This is a genomic window from Pseudomonas sp. GW821-FHT07E12, from assembly GCF_058986605.1.
On the sequence record NZ_JBYSVX010000006.1, the window covers coordinates 152,182 to 169,388 of the forward strand.

The 17,207-nt window shown below is 66.5% G+C and carries 15 protein-coding genes; 1 reads left to right on the top strand and 14 read right to left on the bottom strand.

The window, feature by feature from the left end:
• Positions 1 to 179 precede the first annotated feature (179 nt).
• The 7 genes from AC3WJE_RS06295 to polA form a co-directional block, all read right to left on the bottom strand.
• Entirely contained in the window at positions 180 to 1,388 is a 1,209-nt protein-coding gene (locus AC3WJE_RS06295) for a DegT/DnrJ/EryC1/StrS family aminotransferase (RefSeq protein WP_493729927.1), read from the bottom strand.
• The gene (locus AC3WJE_RS06300) at positions 1,369 to 1,755 is read right to left on the bottom strand and encodes a DMT family transporter (protein WP_493729928.1); all 387 of its coding nucleotides are present in this window, start codon (positions 1,753 to 1,755) and stop codon (positions 1,369 to 1,371) included. Before AC3WJE_RS06300 ends, AC3WJE_RS06295 begins: the two co-directional genes overlap by 20 nt.
• Positions 1,752 to 2,117, bottom strand: a complete 366-nt coding sequence (locus tag AC3WJE_RS06305; RefSeq protein WP_493729929.1) for a hypothetical protein — start codon at positions 2,115 to 2,117, stop codon at positions 1,752 to 1,754. Before AC3WJE_RS06305 ends, AC3WJE_RS06300 begins: the two co-directional genes overlap by 4 nt.
• Positions 2,114 to 2,980, bottom strand: a complete 867-nt coding sequence (locus AC3WJE_RS06310; protein ID WP_493729930.1) for an alpha/beta hydrolase — start codon at positions 2,978 to 2,980, stop codon at positions 2,114 to 2,116. Before AC3WJE_RS06310 ends, AC3WJE_RS06305 begins: the two co-directional genes overlap by 4 nt.
• A 257-nt stretch (positions 2,981 to 3,237) precedes the next feature.
• Positions 3,238 to 4,626, bottom strand: a complete 1,389-nt coding sequence (locus tag AC3WJE_RS06315) for a sensor histidine kinase (protein ID WP_493729931.1) — start codon at positions 4,624 to 4,626, stop codon at positions 3,238 to 3,240.
• A complete protein-coding gene (locus tag AC3WJE_RS06320) occupies positions 4,616 to 5,305 on the bottom strand; it encodes a response regulator (protein WP_493729932.1) in 690 nt (229 codons plus the stop codon). The genes AC3WJE_RS06315 and AC3WJE_RS06320 overlap by 11 nt, the downstream gene beginning before the upstream one ends.
• A 604-nt stretch (positions 5,306 to 5,909) precedes the next feature.
• The gene (polA, locus tag AC3WJE_RS06325) at positions 5,910 to 8,672 is read right to left on the bottom strand and encodes a DNA polymerase I (protein ID WP_493729933.1); all 2,763 of its coding nucleotides are present in this window, start codon (positions 8,670 to 8,672) and stop codon (positions 5,910 to 5,912) included.
• A gap of 81 nt (positions 8,673 to 8,753) precedes the next feature.
• Here polA and AC3WJE_RS06330 point away from each other — a divergent pair, with 81 nt between their 5' ends.
• Positions 8,754 to 9,041: a DUF2782 domain-containing protein gene (locus AC3WJE_RS06330; protein WP_493729934.1), complete on the top strand. Its 288-nt coding sequence runs from the start codon at positions 8,754 to 8,756 to the stop codon at positions 9,039 to 9,041.
• Positions 9,042 to 9,278: 237 nt separating this feature from the next.
• Here the strand turns inward: AC3WJE_RS06330 and AC3WJE_RS06335 are convergent, their stop codons facing one another.
• From AC3WJE_RS06335 to rpmB, 7 genes are all read right to left on the bottom strand, one after another.
• Entirely contained in the window at positions 9,279 to 9,725 is a 447-nt protein-coding gene (locus tag AC3WJE_RS06335) for a universal stress protein (RefSeq protein ID WP_493729935.1), read from the bottom strand.
• Between the two features lie 79 nt (positions 9,726 to 9,804).
• Positions 9,805 to 10,791: a hypothetical protein gene (locus AC3WJE_RS06340; protein WP_493729936.1), complete on the bottom strand. Its 987-nt coding sequence runs from the start codon at positions 10,789 to 10,791 to the stop codon at positions 9,805 to 9,807.
• Positions 10,792 to 10,890: 99 nt separating this feature from the next.
• Positions 10,891 to 13,077 carry a DNA helicase II gene (gene uvrD / locus AC3WJE_RS06345; RefSeq protein ID WP_493729937.1) on the bottom strand — a complete coding sequence of 729 codons (2,187 nt, stop codon included), beginning with the start codon at positions 13,075 to 13,077 and terminating at the stop codon, positions 10,891 to 10,893.
• A gap of 213 nt (positions 13,078 to 13,290) precedes the next feature.
• Positions 13,291 to 14,673: an FAD/NAD(P)-binding protein gene (locus AC3WJE_RS06350; protein WP_493729938.1), complete on the bottom strand. Its 1,383-nt coding sequence runs from the start codon at positions 14,671 to 14,673 to the stop codon at positions 13,291 to 13,293.
• A gap of 73 nt (positions 14,674 to 14,746) precedes the next feature.
• Positions 14,747 to 16,165 carry a cardiolipin synthase gene (gene cls / locus AC3WJE_RS06355; protein WP_493729939.1) on the bottom strand — a complete coding sequence of 473 codons (1,419 nt, stop codon included), beginning with the start codon at positions 16,163 to 16,165 and terminating at the stop codon, positions 14,747 to 14,749.
• Between the two features lie 314 nt (positions 16,166 to 16,479).
• Positions 16,480 to 16,644, bottom strand: coding sequence for a 50S ribosomal protein L33 (gene rpmG / locus AC3WJE_RS06360; RefSeq protein WP_017356584.1), 165 nt, complete (start codon positions 16,642 to 16,644; stop codon positions 16,480 to 16,482).
• Between the two features lie 13 nt (positions 16,645 to 16,657).
• On the bottom strand, positions 16,658 to 16,894 hold the full coding sequence (gene rpmB, locus AC3WJE_RS06365; RefSeq protein WP_005411638.1) for a 50S ribosomal protein L28: 237 nt from the start codon (positions 16,892 to 16,894) through the stop codon (positions 16,658 to 16,660).
• Positions 16,895 to 17,207: the final 313 nt, after the last annotated feature.

Consider the following 17,207-nt stretch of genomic DNA (forward strand, 5'->3'; position numbering starts at 1 on the left):
CAAGGTGACTCGCTCCGAAGGAGCGAAAGCCCTTGATCTTGCCCTTGATCGTAGCTTCAACCAGCAAACGCACAGCATCACCAGGAAAGCCCGTCGGGACTGAAGTCCCTCCCACAAATTCCAACTCCCGGGGTAAAGCCCCATCGCGGCTGAAGCCGCTCCTACAAAAAGACATCACATCAACCCACCACCCTCATCAACTCCGCCAAAATCCGCCCCCGCGCCGCCTCATCCAACCAAGGCCCATTACCAATCGTCAACGTGCACTCCGCCAACGCCCGCGCCCGCGGCACTTCAACGGCCGGCACGCACTCACGCAGATACGCATAATCCGGCAACGCATGGATGAACATCCGGCTCACACCCAACCCCGCCGTCCACAACGTCTGCAACACCGCATCGCGCCGCGTCCGATCCGGTAGCCGCAGCCACAGCACCGGCCAGGTGCCCTGCTCACCAGCACGATCACCGAACACACTCACGCCCGGCAGCGCGTTCAATTCCTCACGCCACGCCAAAGCCCGTTGGCGCGCCGCCACCAGGAACGCCGGCAGACGCTGCACCGCATTGGCACCGACCGCGCGCCGCCATGCGCCAACCTGATGCAGCGGAATCTCCGGATCGAACAGATCGCCGACCGCGCGCTCCGGATCACCCTGCCGCAGCGCGCGCCGCAGCGGCATTCCGTAGGCCAGTGCCAGCGCACGCGGCCGATACAGCAGCGCCAGTGCGAACAGTTCGACGCTGCGGCGCAATTCCCACAGCGGCTGCACCGGCACCTTCGCCGCCGCACGCGCCAGCAGCGCGCGCAAGGCCGGATCGCGGCTGACCAGCACGCCGCCCTCGTACAGCGAAAGCCCCTTGCCCGCGGCGAGGCTGAAAAATCCGATGTCGCCGCGCAGACCGACACTGCCGCCGTCGACGCGAGCCCCTAGCGCCTGCGCAGCATCCTCGATCACCCAGGCGCCGCAGCCGCGTGCAACCGCCTGCGCGGTCGCCACATCGGCGACGCGGCCGCTGAGATGGGTCGGCACCAGCGCCAGCGTGCGCGGCCCGCACACCGCCTGCAGCGCGTCCGGTTCGAAATCGAAGTGGTCCTCGCGCAGGTCGCATACGCGCAACCGCAAGCCGGCCGCGCGCACCGCCAGCGGCACCAGCGGACAGGTGTAGGCCGGCACCACCACCTCGTCGCGCGCCGGCGCCAGTGCATGCAGCGTGCGCAATGCCACCAGCAACGCCGCAGTGCCCGAGCAGGTCAGCAGCGGCTCGGGCAGGCCGAACAATGCCTGCAACCACGTCTCCAGATCATCGCCGCCACGCGGCAGCAGATCGCCCAGCCGCAGCGGCAGGCCGGCGGTCGGCGGCAGCTCAGGCCGTAGCACCGACATCCTGCGACTCGGCCCGGGCCAGGCAGACCACACCGGCCAGGATCAACGCGGCGCCGGCCAGGTGCACGCCGGTCACCGGCTCGCCCAGCAGCCACGCCGACAGCGCCAGCACCGTCACCACCTCCAGGTGCGAGGCGGCGAACGCCGGACCGATCGGCGCGCGCTCCAGCAGCGTCATCCAGGTGAAGAACGCGCCGACGTAACCGAACAACGAACCGTAGACGTAGGGCTGGCCGAACAAGCGCTGCAACCAGCCGACGCTGAATTCCAGCGGCAACGCGTGCGTGCCGGCCAGCTTGAAGCACAGCTGCGCCAGCGTATCGAACGCCAGCAGCAGCGGAAAACCGATCAGATACAGCCGCCTCATCCACCCGCTCCCACGATCGCCACGCCCAATCCGATCAGACTCATCCCGGCCACCCGCAACGGCATCAGCCGCTCGCCGAAGAACACGCGCCCGGCCAGCATCAGCGCGAGGATGTTGATCGAGCCGAGCAGCACGCCTTCCGACAGCGGCACCAGCGACAGGAACGCGATCCAGGCCAGAAATTCGATCACATAGCAGGCGATGCCCAGCCACAGCCACGGCCGCCCCAGCCGATGCCGCCAGCGCGCCATCAGATCGCCACCGGCGTCGATGCCTTCCACCGCCGCCGCCTTGAACGCCAGTTGCCCGCCGGTATCGACCACCACGGTCAGCAGCCACAGCGCCGCGGTGAGTGGACTCACGACAACACCGCCGCGGTCATTCGCAGATCATCGTGCAGCAGCGATTCCGGGCCGAATTCGGCGATGCGCTGGAAGAAGTCGGCACTGCGCTCGGTCAGCAGGCGGCGTTGCCGGTCCAGGGTCAGCATGTGGTAGCTGTCTTCCATCAACAGGAACTCGGTGGGCCCGGACACGCCGCGCATCACCCATTCGGCGTTGCGCACGCTGGCCACGTCGTCCTCGGCGGCATGCGCGACCAGGCAGGGCGCGATCACCATGGGCAGCCCGCGCCGCACCCGCGCCGACAATGCGTACAGCTCGGCCAGCGAATGCCAGGGATTGCCCGGCAGTCCCGCCACGCTGCTGTCCTCGCTCTGCATCGCCGCGCTGATCTGCGCACGCAGGCGCTCATCGCGCAGCCCGTACGGCGATTCCTCCATGAACATGCGGCGGCGGCCGATGTTGAAGCGCTTGAACCACGGCAGCAGGAACGACAGGTGGCGCGTCCACGGGATGTTCCAGCCGTCGTAGCGGAAGGTCGCGCCGTACACGCCCACGCCGGCGACCAGTTCCGGCCGCTCAATCGCCAGCATCAGCGCCAGCAGCGCGCCCATCGACAACCCGGCGACGAACACCTGATCGACCTCGGCGGCCAGCGCCTCGGCGGCGCGCTCGACGCTGGCGTACCAATCGCGCCAGCCGGTGGCGAGCAGATCGTCCATGTCGCCGCAATGGCCGGCCAACTGCACGCCGTGCACGGTGAAGCCGGCACGGTGCAGGCCCATGCCGACCCGGCGCATTTCCGCCGGGGTGCCGGTCAGGCCGTGGATGAGCAGCACGCCATGGCGGCCACCGCGAAAGAAGAATTCACTGGATCGGATCACGTCGGACGGCCTTCCTGGAAGGCGACCAGCATCCCAGCCGAGGTTTTCCCGAAACTTTCATCGCGCCCCTCGGGCATATCCGTTCAGGAAGCGTATCGACTCCCCGCCAACTGGAGCATGTTTGCTTCAGCCCCCTCGTTCACCGTAGGGGCGGCTCTGGGTGGCCTAGGGCCATCAGCCGCGATGAGGCTTTCCCGGGGAAGCCGCTCCTACGGTGAAATGCCCTGGGGCGTGTCATCCATTCCGGGACCAAACACCTAGTTCTGTAACGGAAAGCGGATCTCCACCCGCAACCCGCCCTGTGTCCCGCGCAGGAACTCGACCGTCGCCTGGTAGCGGCTGGCGATACCCTGCACGATCGCCAGCCCCAGGCCGGACCCGTCACCGCCGACGCCCGGCACCCGGAAGAAGCGCTCGCCCAATCGCGCCAGCAGCGCCTCCGGCACCCCGGGGCCGTCGTCCTCGACGCTGAGCACCGCCTGCGCGCCGGCCGTCGCCAGCGCGACGGTGACGCTGCAGCCGCGCCCGGCGTAGCGCAGCGCGTTGTCGATCAGGTTGTCGAGCAGTTCCTGCACGCCCGATGCATCGCCCAGCACCATCACCGCCTGCTCCCCATTGTCGACCTGGTAACCCAGATCGACATCGGCGGCCAACGCGTCCGGCACCCGCGCCGCCACCACCTGCGGCACCAACCGATGCAGCGCGACCGGTGCCTGCAAATCGGCATCGCGATGCGGCGACTGCACGCGGCTCAGCGCCAGCAACTGGCTGGCCGCACGCGCCGCGCGTCCGGTCAGCTGGCGGATATGCGCCAGCGAGTCGCGCAACTGTTCCGGATCGGCGGTCATCGCGCGCTCGGCATGCAGCTGCAGGCCGGCCAGCGGCGTGCGCAGCTGGTGCGCGGCATCGGTGATGAAGCGCTCGTGCAGCGCCAACGTGCCTCGCACGCGTGCGAACAACGTGTCCAGGGTCTGGGTCAGCGGCAGGATCTCCAGCGGCACGTCCGGACCGGTGACCGGCGCCAACGCCTGCTCGCGCTCGGCCAGGCGCCGGGTCAGCGGCGCCAGCACGCCCAGGCCGTGGTTGACGCCGAACCACACCAGCCCCATCACCGCCACGATCAGCGCCGCCTGTATCGGCAGGGTCAACTGCAGCACCTGGCGGGCGCTGCGATGGCGATCGATCAGGGTCTCGGCGACGGTCACGGTCAACACGTCACCGTCCTCGTACGGCGAAGGCATGCTGATCGAAGCCGCGCGCAGGCGCCGGATCCCATCATCGATGTCGTACAGCAGCGGCCCGGCGCCCGACGCCGGCTGGTGCAGCCGATGCAGGCTGGTATCGCCGTAGATCAGGCCATGGCGACGGCTGGACACCGAGAAGTAATTAGGCCCATCCGGGTCATAGCGCAGCAGGAACTGCGCCTGCGCCGACAGCACGCGCTCACCCGGGATGTTGCGCATCATCGCGGTCAGCGCGCTGAGGTCGTCGGCCAGGCTGGCATCGTGCGCACGATTGGCATAGCCGAGCGCGATCCGGTAGGTCACCGCCGCGTCGAGCGCAAGCAACAGCAGCATCGGCACCGCCAGGAACAGCAGCAGGCGCCGGCGCAGGCTCGGCCGCACCGGTACGCGCTCAGGGCTCATCGTCACCCTCCTGGCGTTCCTGCAGCAGATAGCCCAGTCCACGGATGGTGCGGATACCCACGCCGCTGCCGTGCAGCTTGCGGCGCAGGCGGTGCATGGCGATATCCAGGCCGTTGTCGCTGATCTCCTCGTCCCAGCTGCACAGCGTCTCCACCAACTGGGCGCGGCTGGTGACCTTGCCGGAACGCACCGCCAGCGCATCGAGCAGGCCGAATTCACGCGCGGTCAGCTCCAGCGCGTCCTCGCCGACCCAGGCGCGGTGGCCGCTCAGGTCCAGCCGCAGCTGGCCCAGCCGCAGTTCCGGCGCACCCTGGCTGATCGCACGCCGCAGCACCGAGCGCACCCGCGCTTCGAACTCCTTCAGCGCGAACGGCTTGACCAGATAGTCATCGGCACCGAGATCCAGCACCTGCACGCGTTCATCCAGGCCTTCACGCGCGGTGATCACCAGCACCGGGGTGTTCGCCCCACGTCGCCGCAGCCGTTCCAGCACACGTATGCCGTCCATTTCGCCGAGCAGGCCGAGGTCGAGCACCAGCAACTGATAGTCGGTGCTGCGCAGCGCCGCGTCGGCATGCGTGCCATCGTCGACGTGGTCCACCGCATGGCCCTGCTGCCTCAGCGCGAACACCACCGCATCGGCAATCGACGGTTCGTCCTCGGCAATCAGTACGCGCATGGTTTCGCCTCCGCATACGGCAGATCAAGGGAGCGCAACGGCTGTGGAAAGCTGAACAGGGCCGGGAGGCACATGGGATGAGATAAGCGTCGTGGTCGGATACGGCACAGTCTGAGCGAAAGAGGATCAGTGCAATGTCGTAATACCCCGGCATTCGACGCCGGGTTACGCCAGCCTGCCCGGCCCGCCGCCATGCCGAATATCCCCTCATCGCTGCAGAACATCCAGCGGGTGGATCCCGACATCCGATCACCGCCGATCGCGTGTCTCACCGCTCGCAGACACGCGACCAATAAAAAGCCCCGCAGACCAGGGGGAGGTCGGCGGGGCCAGGGAACGGGAACTTGGGGAGGAGTTCCGCTCCAGAGATCTGCTCCAGGGGATGGGAGAGATCTGCAGACAGGCGTTGCGCCTGTCGAGGGCTATAACACCATTTCCTACATTGATGAATCGTGAAGATTCTGGTTAAGAATTCGTCGGATTAAGGACGGATTCATTCCGCCGACTCGTTCATCCCGCTTATTTTCTGCGCGCATTCCGAGCAATGCCGCCCTGGAACCACGCATGCCGATTGCGCGGGATTCAAGGCAGCAGATGACACGCGCTAATGCGCCTCGTCCCAGTTGTCGCCCACGCCGACATCGACCAGCAGCGGCACGCGCAGCTGCGCGGCACCGGCCATGCGCTCGACCACGTTGCGGCGCAGTTCCTCGACGAAACCTTCCTCGACCTCGAACACCAGTTCATCGTGCACCTGCAGGATCATCAGCGCACGCTCGCGGTGATCGGCCAGCCATGCATCCACCGTCACCATCGCGCGCTTGATGATGTCCGCCGCGGTGCCCTGCATCGGCGCGTTGATCGCCGCGCGCTCGGCACCGGCGCGCTGGGCCTGGTTGCTGCTGGCGATGTAGTCCAGATACAGGCGCCGGCCGAACACGGTCTCGACGTAGCCGTTCTCGCGTGCCTGCTGGCGGGTGTTCTCCATGAAATCGCGCACCCCGGCGAAACGGCTGAAGTACAGCGCGATGTAATCCTGCGCCTCACCACGACCGATCCCGAGCTGACGCGCCAGCCCGAACGCGCTCATGCCGTACATCAGGCCGAAGTTGATCGCCTTGGCGGCGCGACGCTCGTTGGAGGTCACCTCGTCGATCTTGCGGCCGAACACCTCCGCCGCGGTGGCGCGGTGCACGTCGGCGCCGGATTCGAACGCAGCGACCAGGCCCGGATCGCCGGACAGGTGCGCCATGATCCGCAGCTCGATCTGCGAGTAGTCGCAGGCGATCAGCTTGCGTCCGGGCGGGGCGACGAAGGCGCGACGGATGCGGCGGCCGTCGTCGGTGCGGATCGGGATGTTCTGCAGGTTGGGATCGGACGAAGACAATCGCCCGGTCGCCGCGCCCGCCTGGTGGTAGCTGGTATGCACGCGCCCGGTCTGCGGATGGATCATCTCCGGCAGCTTGTCGGTGTAGGTGCTGCGCAGCTTGGCCAGGCCGCGATATTCCAGGATCACCCGCGGCAGCTCGTGCTGGTCGGCGATCGCCTCCAGCGCTTCTTCGTTGGTGGACGGCTGGCCCTTGGGTGTCTTCACCACCGCCGGCAACTTCAATTCGTCGAACAGCAGCGCCTGCAGTTGCTTGGGCGAATCCAGATTGAAGGTACGCCCGGCCAGTTCGGTGGCTTTCTGCTGCGCGGCCAGCATGCGCCGCGACAGGTCGGCGCTCTGCCGGCGCAGTTCCTCGGCATCGACCTGCACGCCGTTGGCCTCGATCCGCTCCAGCACCGGCACCAGCGGCATCTCGATCTCGCGATAGACACGTTCCAGGCCCGGCTCGGCGGCCAGCTTGGGCGCCAGCACATGGTGCAGCCGCAAGGTGATGTCGGCATCCTCGGCGGCGTATTTCGTCGCCTCGTCGAGGCCGACGTGCGAGAACGGAATCTGCTTGGCGCCCTTGCCCGCCACGTCCTCGTACTTGATGGTGTCGTAGCCGAGATAACGTCGCGCCAGGCTGTCCATGTCGTGGCGGGCACTGCCCGAATTGAGCACGAAGCTCTCCAGCAAGGTGTCGTCGGCGTAGCCGGCCAGCGCGATGCCGTGGCGACGCATCACGTGCAGGTCGTACTTGCCGTGCTGGCCAAGCTTGCGCACGGCTGCGTCCTCGAGCAGCGGCCGCAACCGCTCCAGCGCCTGCGTGCGATCCAGCTGCGCCGGTGCGCCCGGATAGTCGTGGCCCAGCGGCAGATACGCGGCCTTGCCGGTTTCGGCGGCGAAACTCAGGCCGACCAGGTTGGCCTGCATCGAATCCAGGCTGTCGGTCTCGGTATCGAAGGCGAACTGACCAGCTTCACGCAGCCGCGCGATCCAGGCATCGAGTTGCTCGAGCGTGCTGATCATCTCGTACTCGCCGGCTGCGGCCAGCGCCGGATCGAGGTCGGCGGCAGCGACGACAGGTGCGGCGGCAAAACCCGCACCACGCGCCTTGCCCGGCTCCTTTTCGGCCACCGCCACGTCGATGCTGGCCCCCTCAAGTTCCTTCAGCGCCTGGGTGAAGCCATAGCGCTGGTACAGGCCACGCAACGCCTCGGCATCGCGCTCGCGCAGCACCAGTTCCTGCGCACGCTTTTCCAGCGCCACGTCGGTCTTGATCGTGACCAGTTCGCGGTTCAACGGCAGGCGCGGCAGCGCCGCACGCAGGTTGTCGCCGATCTTGCCCTTGATCTTGTCGGCATTGGCGATGATCGCGTCGAGCGAGCCGTACTCGGCCAGCCACTTGGCCGCAGTCTTCGGGCCGCATTTCTCCACACCGGGCACGTTGTCCACGGTGTCGCCCATCAGCGCCAACAAGTCGACGATCTGGCCGGGATTGACCGCGAACTTGTCGAACACCGCCGCGTCCGAATCCATCCGGCTGCCGCTCATCGTGTTGACCAGTTCCACGCCGGGACGCACCAGCTGGGCGAAGTCCTTGTCACCGGTCGAAATCGTCACCTCGATGCCGTCGGCGGCCCCGGCCAGCGCCAGCGTGCCGATCACGTCGTCGGCCTCCACGCCGTCGATGCGCAGGATGTCGATGCCGAGGGCATGCACGATCTCGCACATCGGCTGCACCTGCGCGCGCAGGTCGTCGGGCATCGGCGGGCGATGCGCCTTGTATTCAGCGTACAGATCGTCGCGGAAGGTCCTGCCGGGCGCGTCGACCACGAAGGCGACGTACTCGGGCTTCTCCTTCAGCGTCGCGCGCAGCATGTTGACCACGCCGAACAACGCACCGGTGGGCTCGCCCTGCGGATTGCTCAGCGGCGGCAGCGCATGGAACGCGCGATACAGGTAACTGGACCCGTCAATCAGGACTAATCTGCTCATCGCGTCATTCTACGCGGCCTCCACGCACGGCCACGGCGGCAGCGCGCATAATCGCCGGCATCCCCCCTTGGAGCCACCACGATGAAACGAGCAAGCCTGCTGCTGGCGCCCCTGTTGTTGCTGGCCGGTTGCGCCACCATGGGCCAGGACGGCGCTCCGCTCGCGCTGAACAATCCCGACATCGCCAGCAAGACCATGGACAACGGCGACAAGATCGATGAGTACCGCGTGGGCGGTCAGCTGCGCATGGTCAAGATTACCCCGGTGCGCGGCGCCCCGTACTACCTGTACGACAAGAACGGCGATGGCCACCTCCAGGGCGACCCCAACGGCGTTTCGCCGGTGTACTGGAAGCTGTATAGCTGGTGAGGCCGGGATGTGGGATTGGAGATTAGGGATTCGTAAAAGCCTGCTTCGGAAAGGCTGCTGTTGTGGGAGGGGCTTCAGCCTCGACGGGCCTTACCAGTCCACCGTCGAGTACAAGTGATCTCGTAGGAGCGGCTTCAGCCGCGATGGAGCTTTCCCGGTGGAAATGCCCCATCGCGGCTGAAGCCGCTCCTACGATGGATTGGGGCTGTTACGAATCCCCCAATCCCGAATCCCCAATCACCGCACCACCAACACCGGCACCGTGCTGCCGGTCAGCACCTCGATGGTCTGACTGCCCAGCAACACCCGGCTCATGCCGCGGCGGCCATGCGAGGTCATCACGATCAGGTCGCTGCCAAGCTCCCTGGCCGCCTCCAGGATGCCCTCGGCGGCATAGCGGTCCAGCACGTGATGCGGATTGGCGATCACGCCAGCCGCACGGGCGGCTTCCAGCGCCGGGGTCAGCACGGCCTGGGCGCTTTCCTCGCGCTCCTTCCTGTATTCCGGGCTGGCCTCGTAGCCCACGCTCCAGCCCATCGCGTCATACATGCCCATCGCCCAAGGCTCGGATACGGTGACCAGGTCGATGGCGGCGCCGGTGCCCTTGGCCAGCATCAGGCCCTGCTGCAGGCCGCGATTGGCCAGCTCGGAACCGTCGATGGCGATCAGGATGCGCTTGTACATGTCGATCTCCGGTTACGCCGTCCAGGACGGCGGTCCATACGATTGCACACCCCGCGTTTAGACGATGCGTTGATCCGGATCAACGCCGGCCGGATCCCTGCTGCTGGCTGAATCCCTCGCCAGACACCTGCCCGACAGCGGCTCCGCCCTGTTCCCGCTTGCGGCGCAGATCGTTCAGTACATTGAAGCGGCAGCGATCAAAGGTGCGTACGCGATCCTCTTCGACGATGATCAGCCGGTTCTGCTTCTCGCTGAGGATGAACACCGAGGGTGTTTCCTTGCCACGGCTTCCCTTGCGCTCGGTGACGATGCGCCACGTCCAGGGCACCTGCGCGACCAGGGTGACGATGTTCGGCCAGACGTCCTCGCCCTTGCCGGTCATGCGATTCCAATTGAACTCGACGTAGCCCTTTCCATCGTCAACCAAAGCCTGCTCGCAGGAGGTACCGGCCACGACCCAACGATCCCGCAACTGCTCCGGGAAATGGGTGCGCGGCGCCACGGCGTCGTATTGGCTGTCGGGAAGGCGCTCGAGCTTGCCGGGTGTCCAGGCGTAGGCCCATCGGTAGCGTCCGGGTTCCGGGCAGCGCTTGTTTCCAGCTCGATCACGTTGCTGCTGCAGGCAGATCGGCGACTCGGCGCGCACGATGAAAAAGACCTCGATCCGGTTTCCCTTGATCGAAAGCGACATGACTTCACCGGGAATCTGCACGCTGGTATCGGGCACATAGCCCGTCTTGCGTGCGCGCACCTCATATTCGTCCCGGTCTCTCGTGATCCAACCCTTGCCCGGGACCAGGCGGGTGAGCACATTGACGTCATTCGGGCAGTCGAAACCGGCGCCGACGCAATAGTTCGATCCGAGATAGACGATCTCTTCGACGCCGTCACCATCCAGGTCTGCCACCCGGGTGAAACCAACGTAGCTCTCATGCTTGATATCGTCGAAGGGCCCGAGTGCCTCCCAAAGTCCGGCGATCTCCTCGGCTCGATACGTATCGAGCCTCGGCTCGCCTGCAGCCAGCATCGGCCACGCCATCAGTGCCGCCACGATCCATGTGCGCATCGGTCCACTCCTTGTCCGTCGTCGCCACAGCATACGACGACCATCAGCGGACTCAAAACCAGCGCCAGACGCGATCCGGGACTGGCGCCTGGCGGGTTGCTACACCACCGTCAGGTTGGCGTAGGCCATCACCAGCCACTTCGCGCCGACTTCGTCGAACTGCACCTGCACGCGCGCATGCGCGCCGCTGCCTTCGTAGTCGGTGACCACGCCGCCGCCGAACTTGGCGTGCATGACGTTGGCGCCGAGCTTGATCGGAGCGGCCTCGGTCACGCCGCGCACCGGCCCACGCATCGCACCGAGCGAGGCCGTACGCGAGACCTGCACCTTCGGTCGCACTTCGTGCAGCAGCTCGCGCGGGATCTCGCGCAGGAAGCGCGAAGGCACGTTGTAGTTGTCCTGGCCATGGATGCGACGCGATTCGGCGTAGCTGAGCACCAGCTTCTGGCGCGCGCGGGTGATGCCGACGTAGGCGAGCCGGCGCTCTTCCTCCAGCCGCCCGCTCTCTTCCAGCGAACGCGCACTCGGGAACAGCCCGTCCTCAAGGCCAACCAGGAACACCAGCGGGAACTCCAGACCCTTGGCCGAATGCAGCGTCATCAGCTGCACGCCTTCCTCGCCGGCCTGGGCCTGGCCTTCACCGGCCTCCAGCGAGGCGTAGGACAGGAACGCGACCAGCTCGCTCATCGCCGGCACTTCCTCGTCGGCCTCGGGCAATACGAAGCGCGAGGCGACCGAGACCAGTTCATCCAGGTTCTCGGTGCGCGACTCCGAATCCAGTCCGCCGCGACTTTCCTTGGACCAGTGCTCGCGCAAACCCGAGCGCGCCAGCACGTGATCGATGCGCTCGGACAGATGCATCTGCGCGCTTTCCACGCCCAGTTGCTGGACCAGATTGAGAAAACCGGCCAGCGCGTTGCGCGCGCGTGCGGCCAGTTCGCTGGATTGGGTGCAGACCATCGCCGCTTCCCACAGCGACAGGCTCTGCGCGCGCGCCAGCCGGCGCACCTCGTCGAGCGTGCGCTCGCCGATGCCGCGCGTAGGCGTGTTGACCGCGCGTTCGAACGCGGCATCGTCGCTGCGGTTGGTCAGCATCCGCAGGTAGGCCAGCGCGTCCTTCACTTCGGCGCGCTCGAAGAAGCGCATACCGCCATAGACGCGATACGGGATCTGTTCGGACAGCAGTGCTTCTTCGAACGCACGCGACTGCGCGTTGCTGCGGTAGAGCACCGCGGCCTCGCCGTAGCTGCCGCCGTCGCGCACCCACTGGCGCGCGCGCTCGACCACGTAGCGGGCTTCGTCGACCTCGTTGTAGGACGCGTACAGGTCGATCGGATCGCCGTCGCCGGACTCGGTCCACAGCTGCTTGCCGATGCGATCGGGGTTGTGCGAGATCACCGCATTGGCCGCGCCGAGGATGTTCGCGCTGGAGCGGTAGTTCTGCTCCAGCCGGATGACCTGTGCGCCACCGAAATCCTTCAGGAAGCGCTGTACGTTCTCGACCTTGGCGCCGCGCCAGCCGTAGATCGCCTGATCGTCGTCGCCGACCACGAACACGTGGCCGGAATCGCCCGCCAGCACGCGCACGAACGCGTACTGGATCGCATTGGTGTCCTGGAACTCATCGACCAGGATTTCGCGGAAACGCGCGCGGTAATGCGCCAGCAGCGCCGGGGTGTCGCGCAGCAGCTCGTGCGCGCGCAGCAGCAACTCGGCGAAATCGACCAACCCGGCGCGATCGCAGCGCTCCTGATAGGCGACATAGACCTGGCGCAGGGTCTCGGTCCAGTCGTCGCGACCTTCAGGCTGGATGTGCTGCGGGCGACGGCCTTCGTCCTTCTGCGTGTTGATCCACCACATCGCCTGCTTGGGCGGGTAGCGCGTCTCGTCCAGCTCCAGCGCCTGCACCACGCGCTTGACCAGCCGCAGCTGATCGTCGCTGTCCATGACCTGGAAGCTTTCCGGCAGCTTCGCGTCCTGCCAGTGCAGGCGCAGCAGCCGGTGCGCAAGACCGTGGAAGGTACCGATCCACATGCCGCGGCTGCCCTGCCGCAACTGCAGGTCGGTGCGATGCCGCATCTCGCCGGCGGCCTTGTTGGTGAAGGTCACCGCCAGGATGCCATGGGTCGGCACGCCATAGACTTCGTTGAGCCAGGCGATGCGGTGAGTGAGCACCCGCGTCTTGCCGGAGCCGGCGCCGGCCAGCACCAGATAGTGCCCGGGCGGCGCGGAAACGGCCTCGCGCTGGGCGGGGTTCAGGTGATCGAGCAAATGAGAGACATCCACCCGCGCATTTTACGCGAAGTGGGGAATCGGGAATCGGGAATCGGGAATCGGGATAGGCTTCTTTTCCCGGATCCAGTTGGCAAGCGATCTGATTGTTTTTTGTGGGAGGGACTTCAGTCCCGACAGTGGGCCGACAAGTCCTGTCGGGACTGAAGTCCCTCCCACAGCGAACCTGCTGTCCGGAACAGGCTTTTGCGAACCCCGAATCCCGCCCTACAACGCCAGCAGCGCAGTCGCCGCCTCGTGCGCCTGCCCGCGCAACTCCGGGATCGCCAGGCTCTCCCACAGGCTGCCGGTGCGCAGGCTGCCGATCACCTGGATACGCGGATCGGCACGACCTTCGGCATCGATCAGGCGACCGGCCTCGTCGGTATCCACACCGATGCCATGCGGCCCCGCCACGGCATGGCCTAGACCGAGCAACTGCTGCAACAGCGGATTGCGCATCGCCTGCACGCGCATCTCCACGCCGGTGGCATTGACGAGCTGATTCGCATCCAGCTGCAACGCATGCCCGTGCGCGGTGCGTGCGCTCAGCTGCACGCAGGCACCAACCGGGAACACCGTATCCAGACGCGCGCGATGCACCTGCAACTGACCGCTGTCGCACATCGCCTGCAGGCTGGCGTGGACCTCCGGCGCAATCCGATGTCGGTGCACGTCCCAATATCGCACCACGTGGCGCAGGAAGCGGCGCTGGTCGCGAATGCAAAGCGATTGCCACAGTGCCCGGCTGTACGGGCGCAGCGCCTCCATCACGCTCTGCCAGGGCAGGCCGCGTACCATCGCCGCGCGCACATGGCTGCGCAGCGCGCGCATGCGCGGACGCAGTCGCATCGCCAGCAACGCCTGCACATCCAGCTCGGCAACCGCATCCCGCGCATGTGGCAGCGGCATCAGGCCATGCCGCGACACCACGTGCACCGGCCCGCGATGACCGCGCGCATGCAGCGTCACCGCGCTGTCGACCATGCTCAGCCCGGAGCCGACGATGCACACCGTGGACTCCGGCGCGATCCCGCCCAGCGCCTCGCTGTCCCAGGCCTCGATCCGTTGCGAAGCTTCCAGCCCGGCCGCACCGCGCGCCGGCAGCGGTCGCAAAGCGTTGCCGACCGCCAGCACCACGCCTCGCGCGCGCAGCTCGCCTTGCCGGGCCAATTGCAGGCGCAGTGCGTCCTCATGTTTTTCGAGCCCGAGCACGCGATCGTGGATGGCCTCGAACGTTGCCGCGCTGTCCTGCCGGGCTTGCCGCAGACGTTCGCGCAGGTAGTCCGCGTAATGGCGACGCCCGATGTAGCGCCGCGCCAGCTCTGCCGCGTCCACGTCATCGAAGGTCGGCTCACCACTCAGGAAGTCGACAAAATCGCCAGGGCGATCCGGGAATGCGCTCATCTTGCCGGCCGGCACATTGAGCAGATGCTCGGCGCGGCGTGTGGAATACGCCACGCCATCGGCCAGCGGCAACGCCGAACCCACCAGCACGATATGGATCGCGGCATGCGCCTGCCGCAGCAGCTGGATTGCCGCCAGTACGCCGGAGGCGCCACCGCCGATGATGGCGATGTCGCAATCGCGCGAGGACATCTGTTCGTTCATCCGGCGATTGTAGAGGATGAGGTTTACCCGTCTGCGTCAGCCGGGCAACCCTGTTTCACGTCCCGCTTACGTGTCACATCAACGCATCGGCCAGCCGTGCGATGCCTTCGCGGCTATGGCGCCATGCCGGGCGCGCGCGCCACTGCGCCATGTCGACCTGGATCGAGTCGCTCAGGTAATCGCGCTCGATCTCGTGCAACCGCGCCACCACGCCGCGGTCGTAGCAGAGCATGCCGATCTCGGCATTGAGCGCGAACGAGCGGATGTCGAGGTTGATCGAACCGACCAGCGCCACATCGTCGTCCACGCTCAGGTGCTTGGCGTGCAGGAAATGCGGCCGATACAGCGCGATCTTGACGCCACAGCGCAGCAGCTCGTCGTAGTAGGCCTCCTGCGCCCAGGCGGTGAGCCGCTGGTTGTTGCTCTGCGACAGGATCAGCTGCACGTCCACGCCAGACATGCCGGCGATGCGCAGCGCACTGAGCGTGGCCTCGTCCGGCACGAAATACGGCGTGACCAGCACCACGCGGCGGCGTGCCAGATGGATCAGCGCGTTGACCGCGTCGCGCGCGTTCTCGAACGGGTACGCCGGCCCGCTGGGCAGCAGCTGCGTGATCACATCCTCCGCGTGCCGCGTTGCGTCCGGCTGTACTTGCAGACGTTCGCCGGTCTCGATGAACCAGTCGCTGGCGAACACCGCTTCCAGGTGATTCACCACCGGCCCCTGCACCCGCGCGACCAGCTCACGGTTGGGAAATCCGGGCACGAACTCCGGCTCGGCGAGGTTCTGCGAACCGACGAAACCGACGCGGTTGTCGATCACCGCGATCTTGCGGTGATTGCGCAGGTCCATGCGGCCACTGCGACGCCAGCGCAGGCCACCCGGCAGCACCGCGCGTACCTGCACACCATGCTTCAGCAAGGTGCGGCGATAGCGCCGCAGGCCGCGTTTGGCGCCCACCGCATCCAGCAGCAGGCGAACCTGTACGCCACGCGCGGTGGCCCGCAGCAGTGCATCGACCACCGCTTCGCCGACATCGTCGTCGAACATCAGGTAGTACAGCAGGTGTACGCGCTCGCGTGCGCCGTCGATGTCGGCGATCAATGTCCGCAGTACGCCCTCGTAATCGTCGAGCAGCTGTACCGCGTTGCCATGGGTCGGCATGAAGTCGCCCTGCCGCTCCACCAGCGGCACGATCTCCGCCGCCACCGTCCCCTCGCCCGGCGGCCAGCGCAACGATGCCAGCGCCACCTGCTGTTCGCGGATCACCTGCGAGGCCTGCGCCTGCCGCTGCATGCGTTGCCGCGACAGCCAGGGGTGACCGAACAACAGGTACAGCGGCAGCCCCAGCACCGGCACGAAACCGACCAGCAGCAGCCAGCTGCGCGCGGCCCCCGGCGTGGTGCGGGCGGGAATCCACAACAGCGCGACCAACCGGATCACCCAGTCCAGCGCCAGCAACCACGTGCCTTCCCACCATTGCGGCAGCATCCGTCGTCCTGTCGAGAGCGTTGGGAGGATTCTGCTGGAGCTGCGGAGGAACGCAAGCGGGTGCGGCGTGGGGCGGAAAGCCCGGTAGGAGCGGCTTCAGCCGCGATGGGGCTGTCACGCAGATCCTTCCGCAAAAGCCCGCGCATCCATGTACGGGGATTCAAACGGTAAAGCCCCATCGCGGCTGAAGCCGCTCCTACGACTCCAGAAAGCACAAAGCCCGCCTTGCGGCGGGCTTTGTTGGAGGCATCCCCCGCCTTCGCGGGGATGACGTGTAGCGGCAAAGGCGTTCGCTTTGCGAACGCGCCGCTACGTCACTTGATCTTGCCTTCCTTGTACAGGACGTGCTTGCGCACGACCGGATCGTACTTCAGGAATTCCATCTTCCCGGGGGTGTTCTTCTTGTTCTTGTCCGTCGTGTAGAAGTGGCCAGTGTTGGCCGTCGAAATCAGACGGATCTTGTCGCGCTTGCCTGCCATGATCGTTTACTCCTCAGACCTTTTCGCCGCGCGCACGCAGCTCAGCCAGAACGGAGTCGATACCGTTCTTGTCGATGGTGCGCAGGGCGTGCGCGGAAACACGAAGCTTGACCCAGCGGTTCTCGCTGGCAACCCAGAAACGGCGCTCGTGCAGATTGGGCAGGAAACGACGACGGGTCTTGTTGTTGGCGTGCGAGACGTTGTTACCCGTCTGCACTCGCTTGCCGGAAACCTGGCATACGCGGGACATTGCGCACCTCGATAAGTTTGCGATGCCTTCCATAGCCCGGAAGGCGGCGGCCCCGATGGCATCAAGGCCACCACGCAATCCAAGGGAATCAAGCACTTACGCTGACAAAGCCGGCACAGGGATCGCGCTCCCGTACCGCCGCCGGTGGCAACCGGACACAGCGAGCCGCGCATTATGCCGAGCTTTCCCTTTGCATGCAAGCACTTAGCCGATCTGGCGGGCTTGGCCGCCCGGCCCGCGCCCACCGGCTTCTCGTAGGAGCGGCTCTGGGTGGCCTAGGGCCATCAGCCGCGATGGCCTTCCCGGGAAAACC

What these genes read in the sequence shown, in the direction of transcription:
- AC3WJE_RS06300 (WP_493729928.1), bottom strand. Translation starts at nt 1,755, where the DNA reads ATGAGGCGGCTGTATCTGATCGGTTTTCCGCTGCTGCTGGCGTTCGAT.
- AC3WJE_RS06340 (WP_493729936.1), bottom strand. Translation starts at nt 10,791, where the DNA reads ATGCGCACATGGATCGTGGCGGCACTGATGGCGTGGCCGATGCTGGCT.
- AC3WJE_RS06295 (WP_493729927.1), bottom strand. Translation starts at nt 1,388, where the DNA reads ATGTCGGTGCTACGGCCTGAGCTGCCGCCGACCGCCGGCCTGCCGCTG.
- AC3WJE_RS06350 (WP_493729938.1), bottom strand. Translation starts at nt 14,673, where the DNA reads ATGAACGAACAGATGTCCTCGCGCGATTGCGACATCGCCATCATCGGC.
- rpmB (WP_005411638.1), bottom strand. Translation starts at nt 16,894, where the DNA reads ATGTCCCGCGTATGCCAGGTTTCCGGCAAGCGAGTGCAGACGGGTAAC.
- rpmG (WP_017356584.1), bottom strand. Translation starts at nt 16,644, where the DNA reads ATGGCAGGCAAGCGCGACAAGATCCGTCTGATTTCGACGGCCAACACT.
- AC3WJE_RS06335 (WP_493729935.1), bottom strand. Translation starts at nt 9,725, where the DNA reads ATGTACAAGCGCATCCTGATCGCCATCGACGGTTCCGAGCTGGCCAAT.
- AC3WJE_RS06330 (WP_493729934.1), top strand. Translation starts at nt 8,754, where the DNA reads ATGAAACGAGCAAGCCTGCTGCTGGCGCCCCTGTTGTTGCTGGCCGGT.
- AC3WJE_RS06320 (WP_493729932.1), bottom strand. Translation starts at nt 5,305, where the DNA reads ATGCGCGTACTGATTGCCGAGGACGAACCGTCGATTGCCGATGCGGTG.
- AC3WJE_RS06315 (WP_493729931.1), bottom strand. Translation starts at nt 4,626, where the DNA reads ATGAGCCCTGAGCGCGTACCGGTGCGGCCGAGCCTGCGCCGGCGCCTG.
- polA (WP_493729933.1), bottom strand. Translation starts at nt 8,672, where the DNA reads ATGAGCAGATTAGTCCTGATTGACGGGTCCAGTTACCTGTATCGCGCG.
- cls (WP_493729939.1), bottom strand. Translation starts at nt 16,165, where the DNA reads ATGCTGCCGCAATGGTGGGAAGGCACGTGGTTGCTGGCGCTGGACTGG.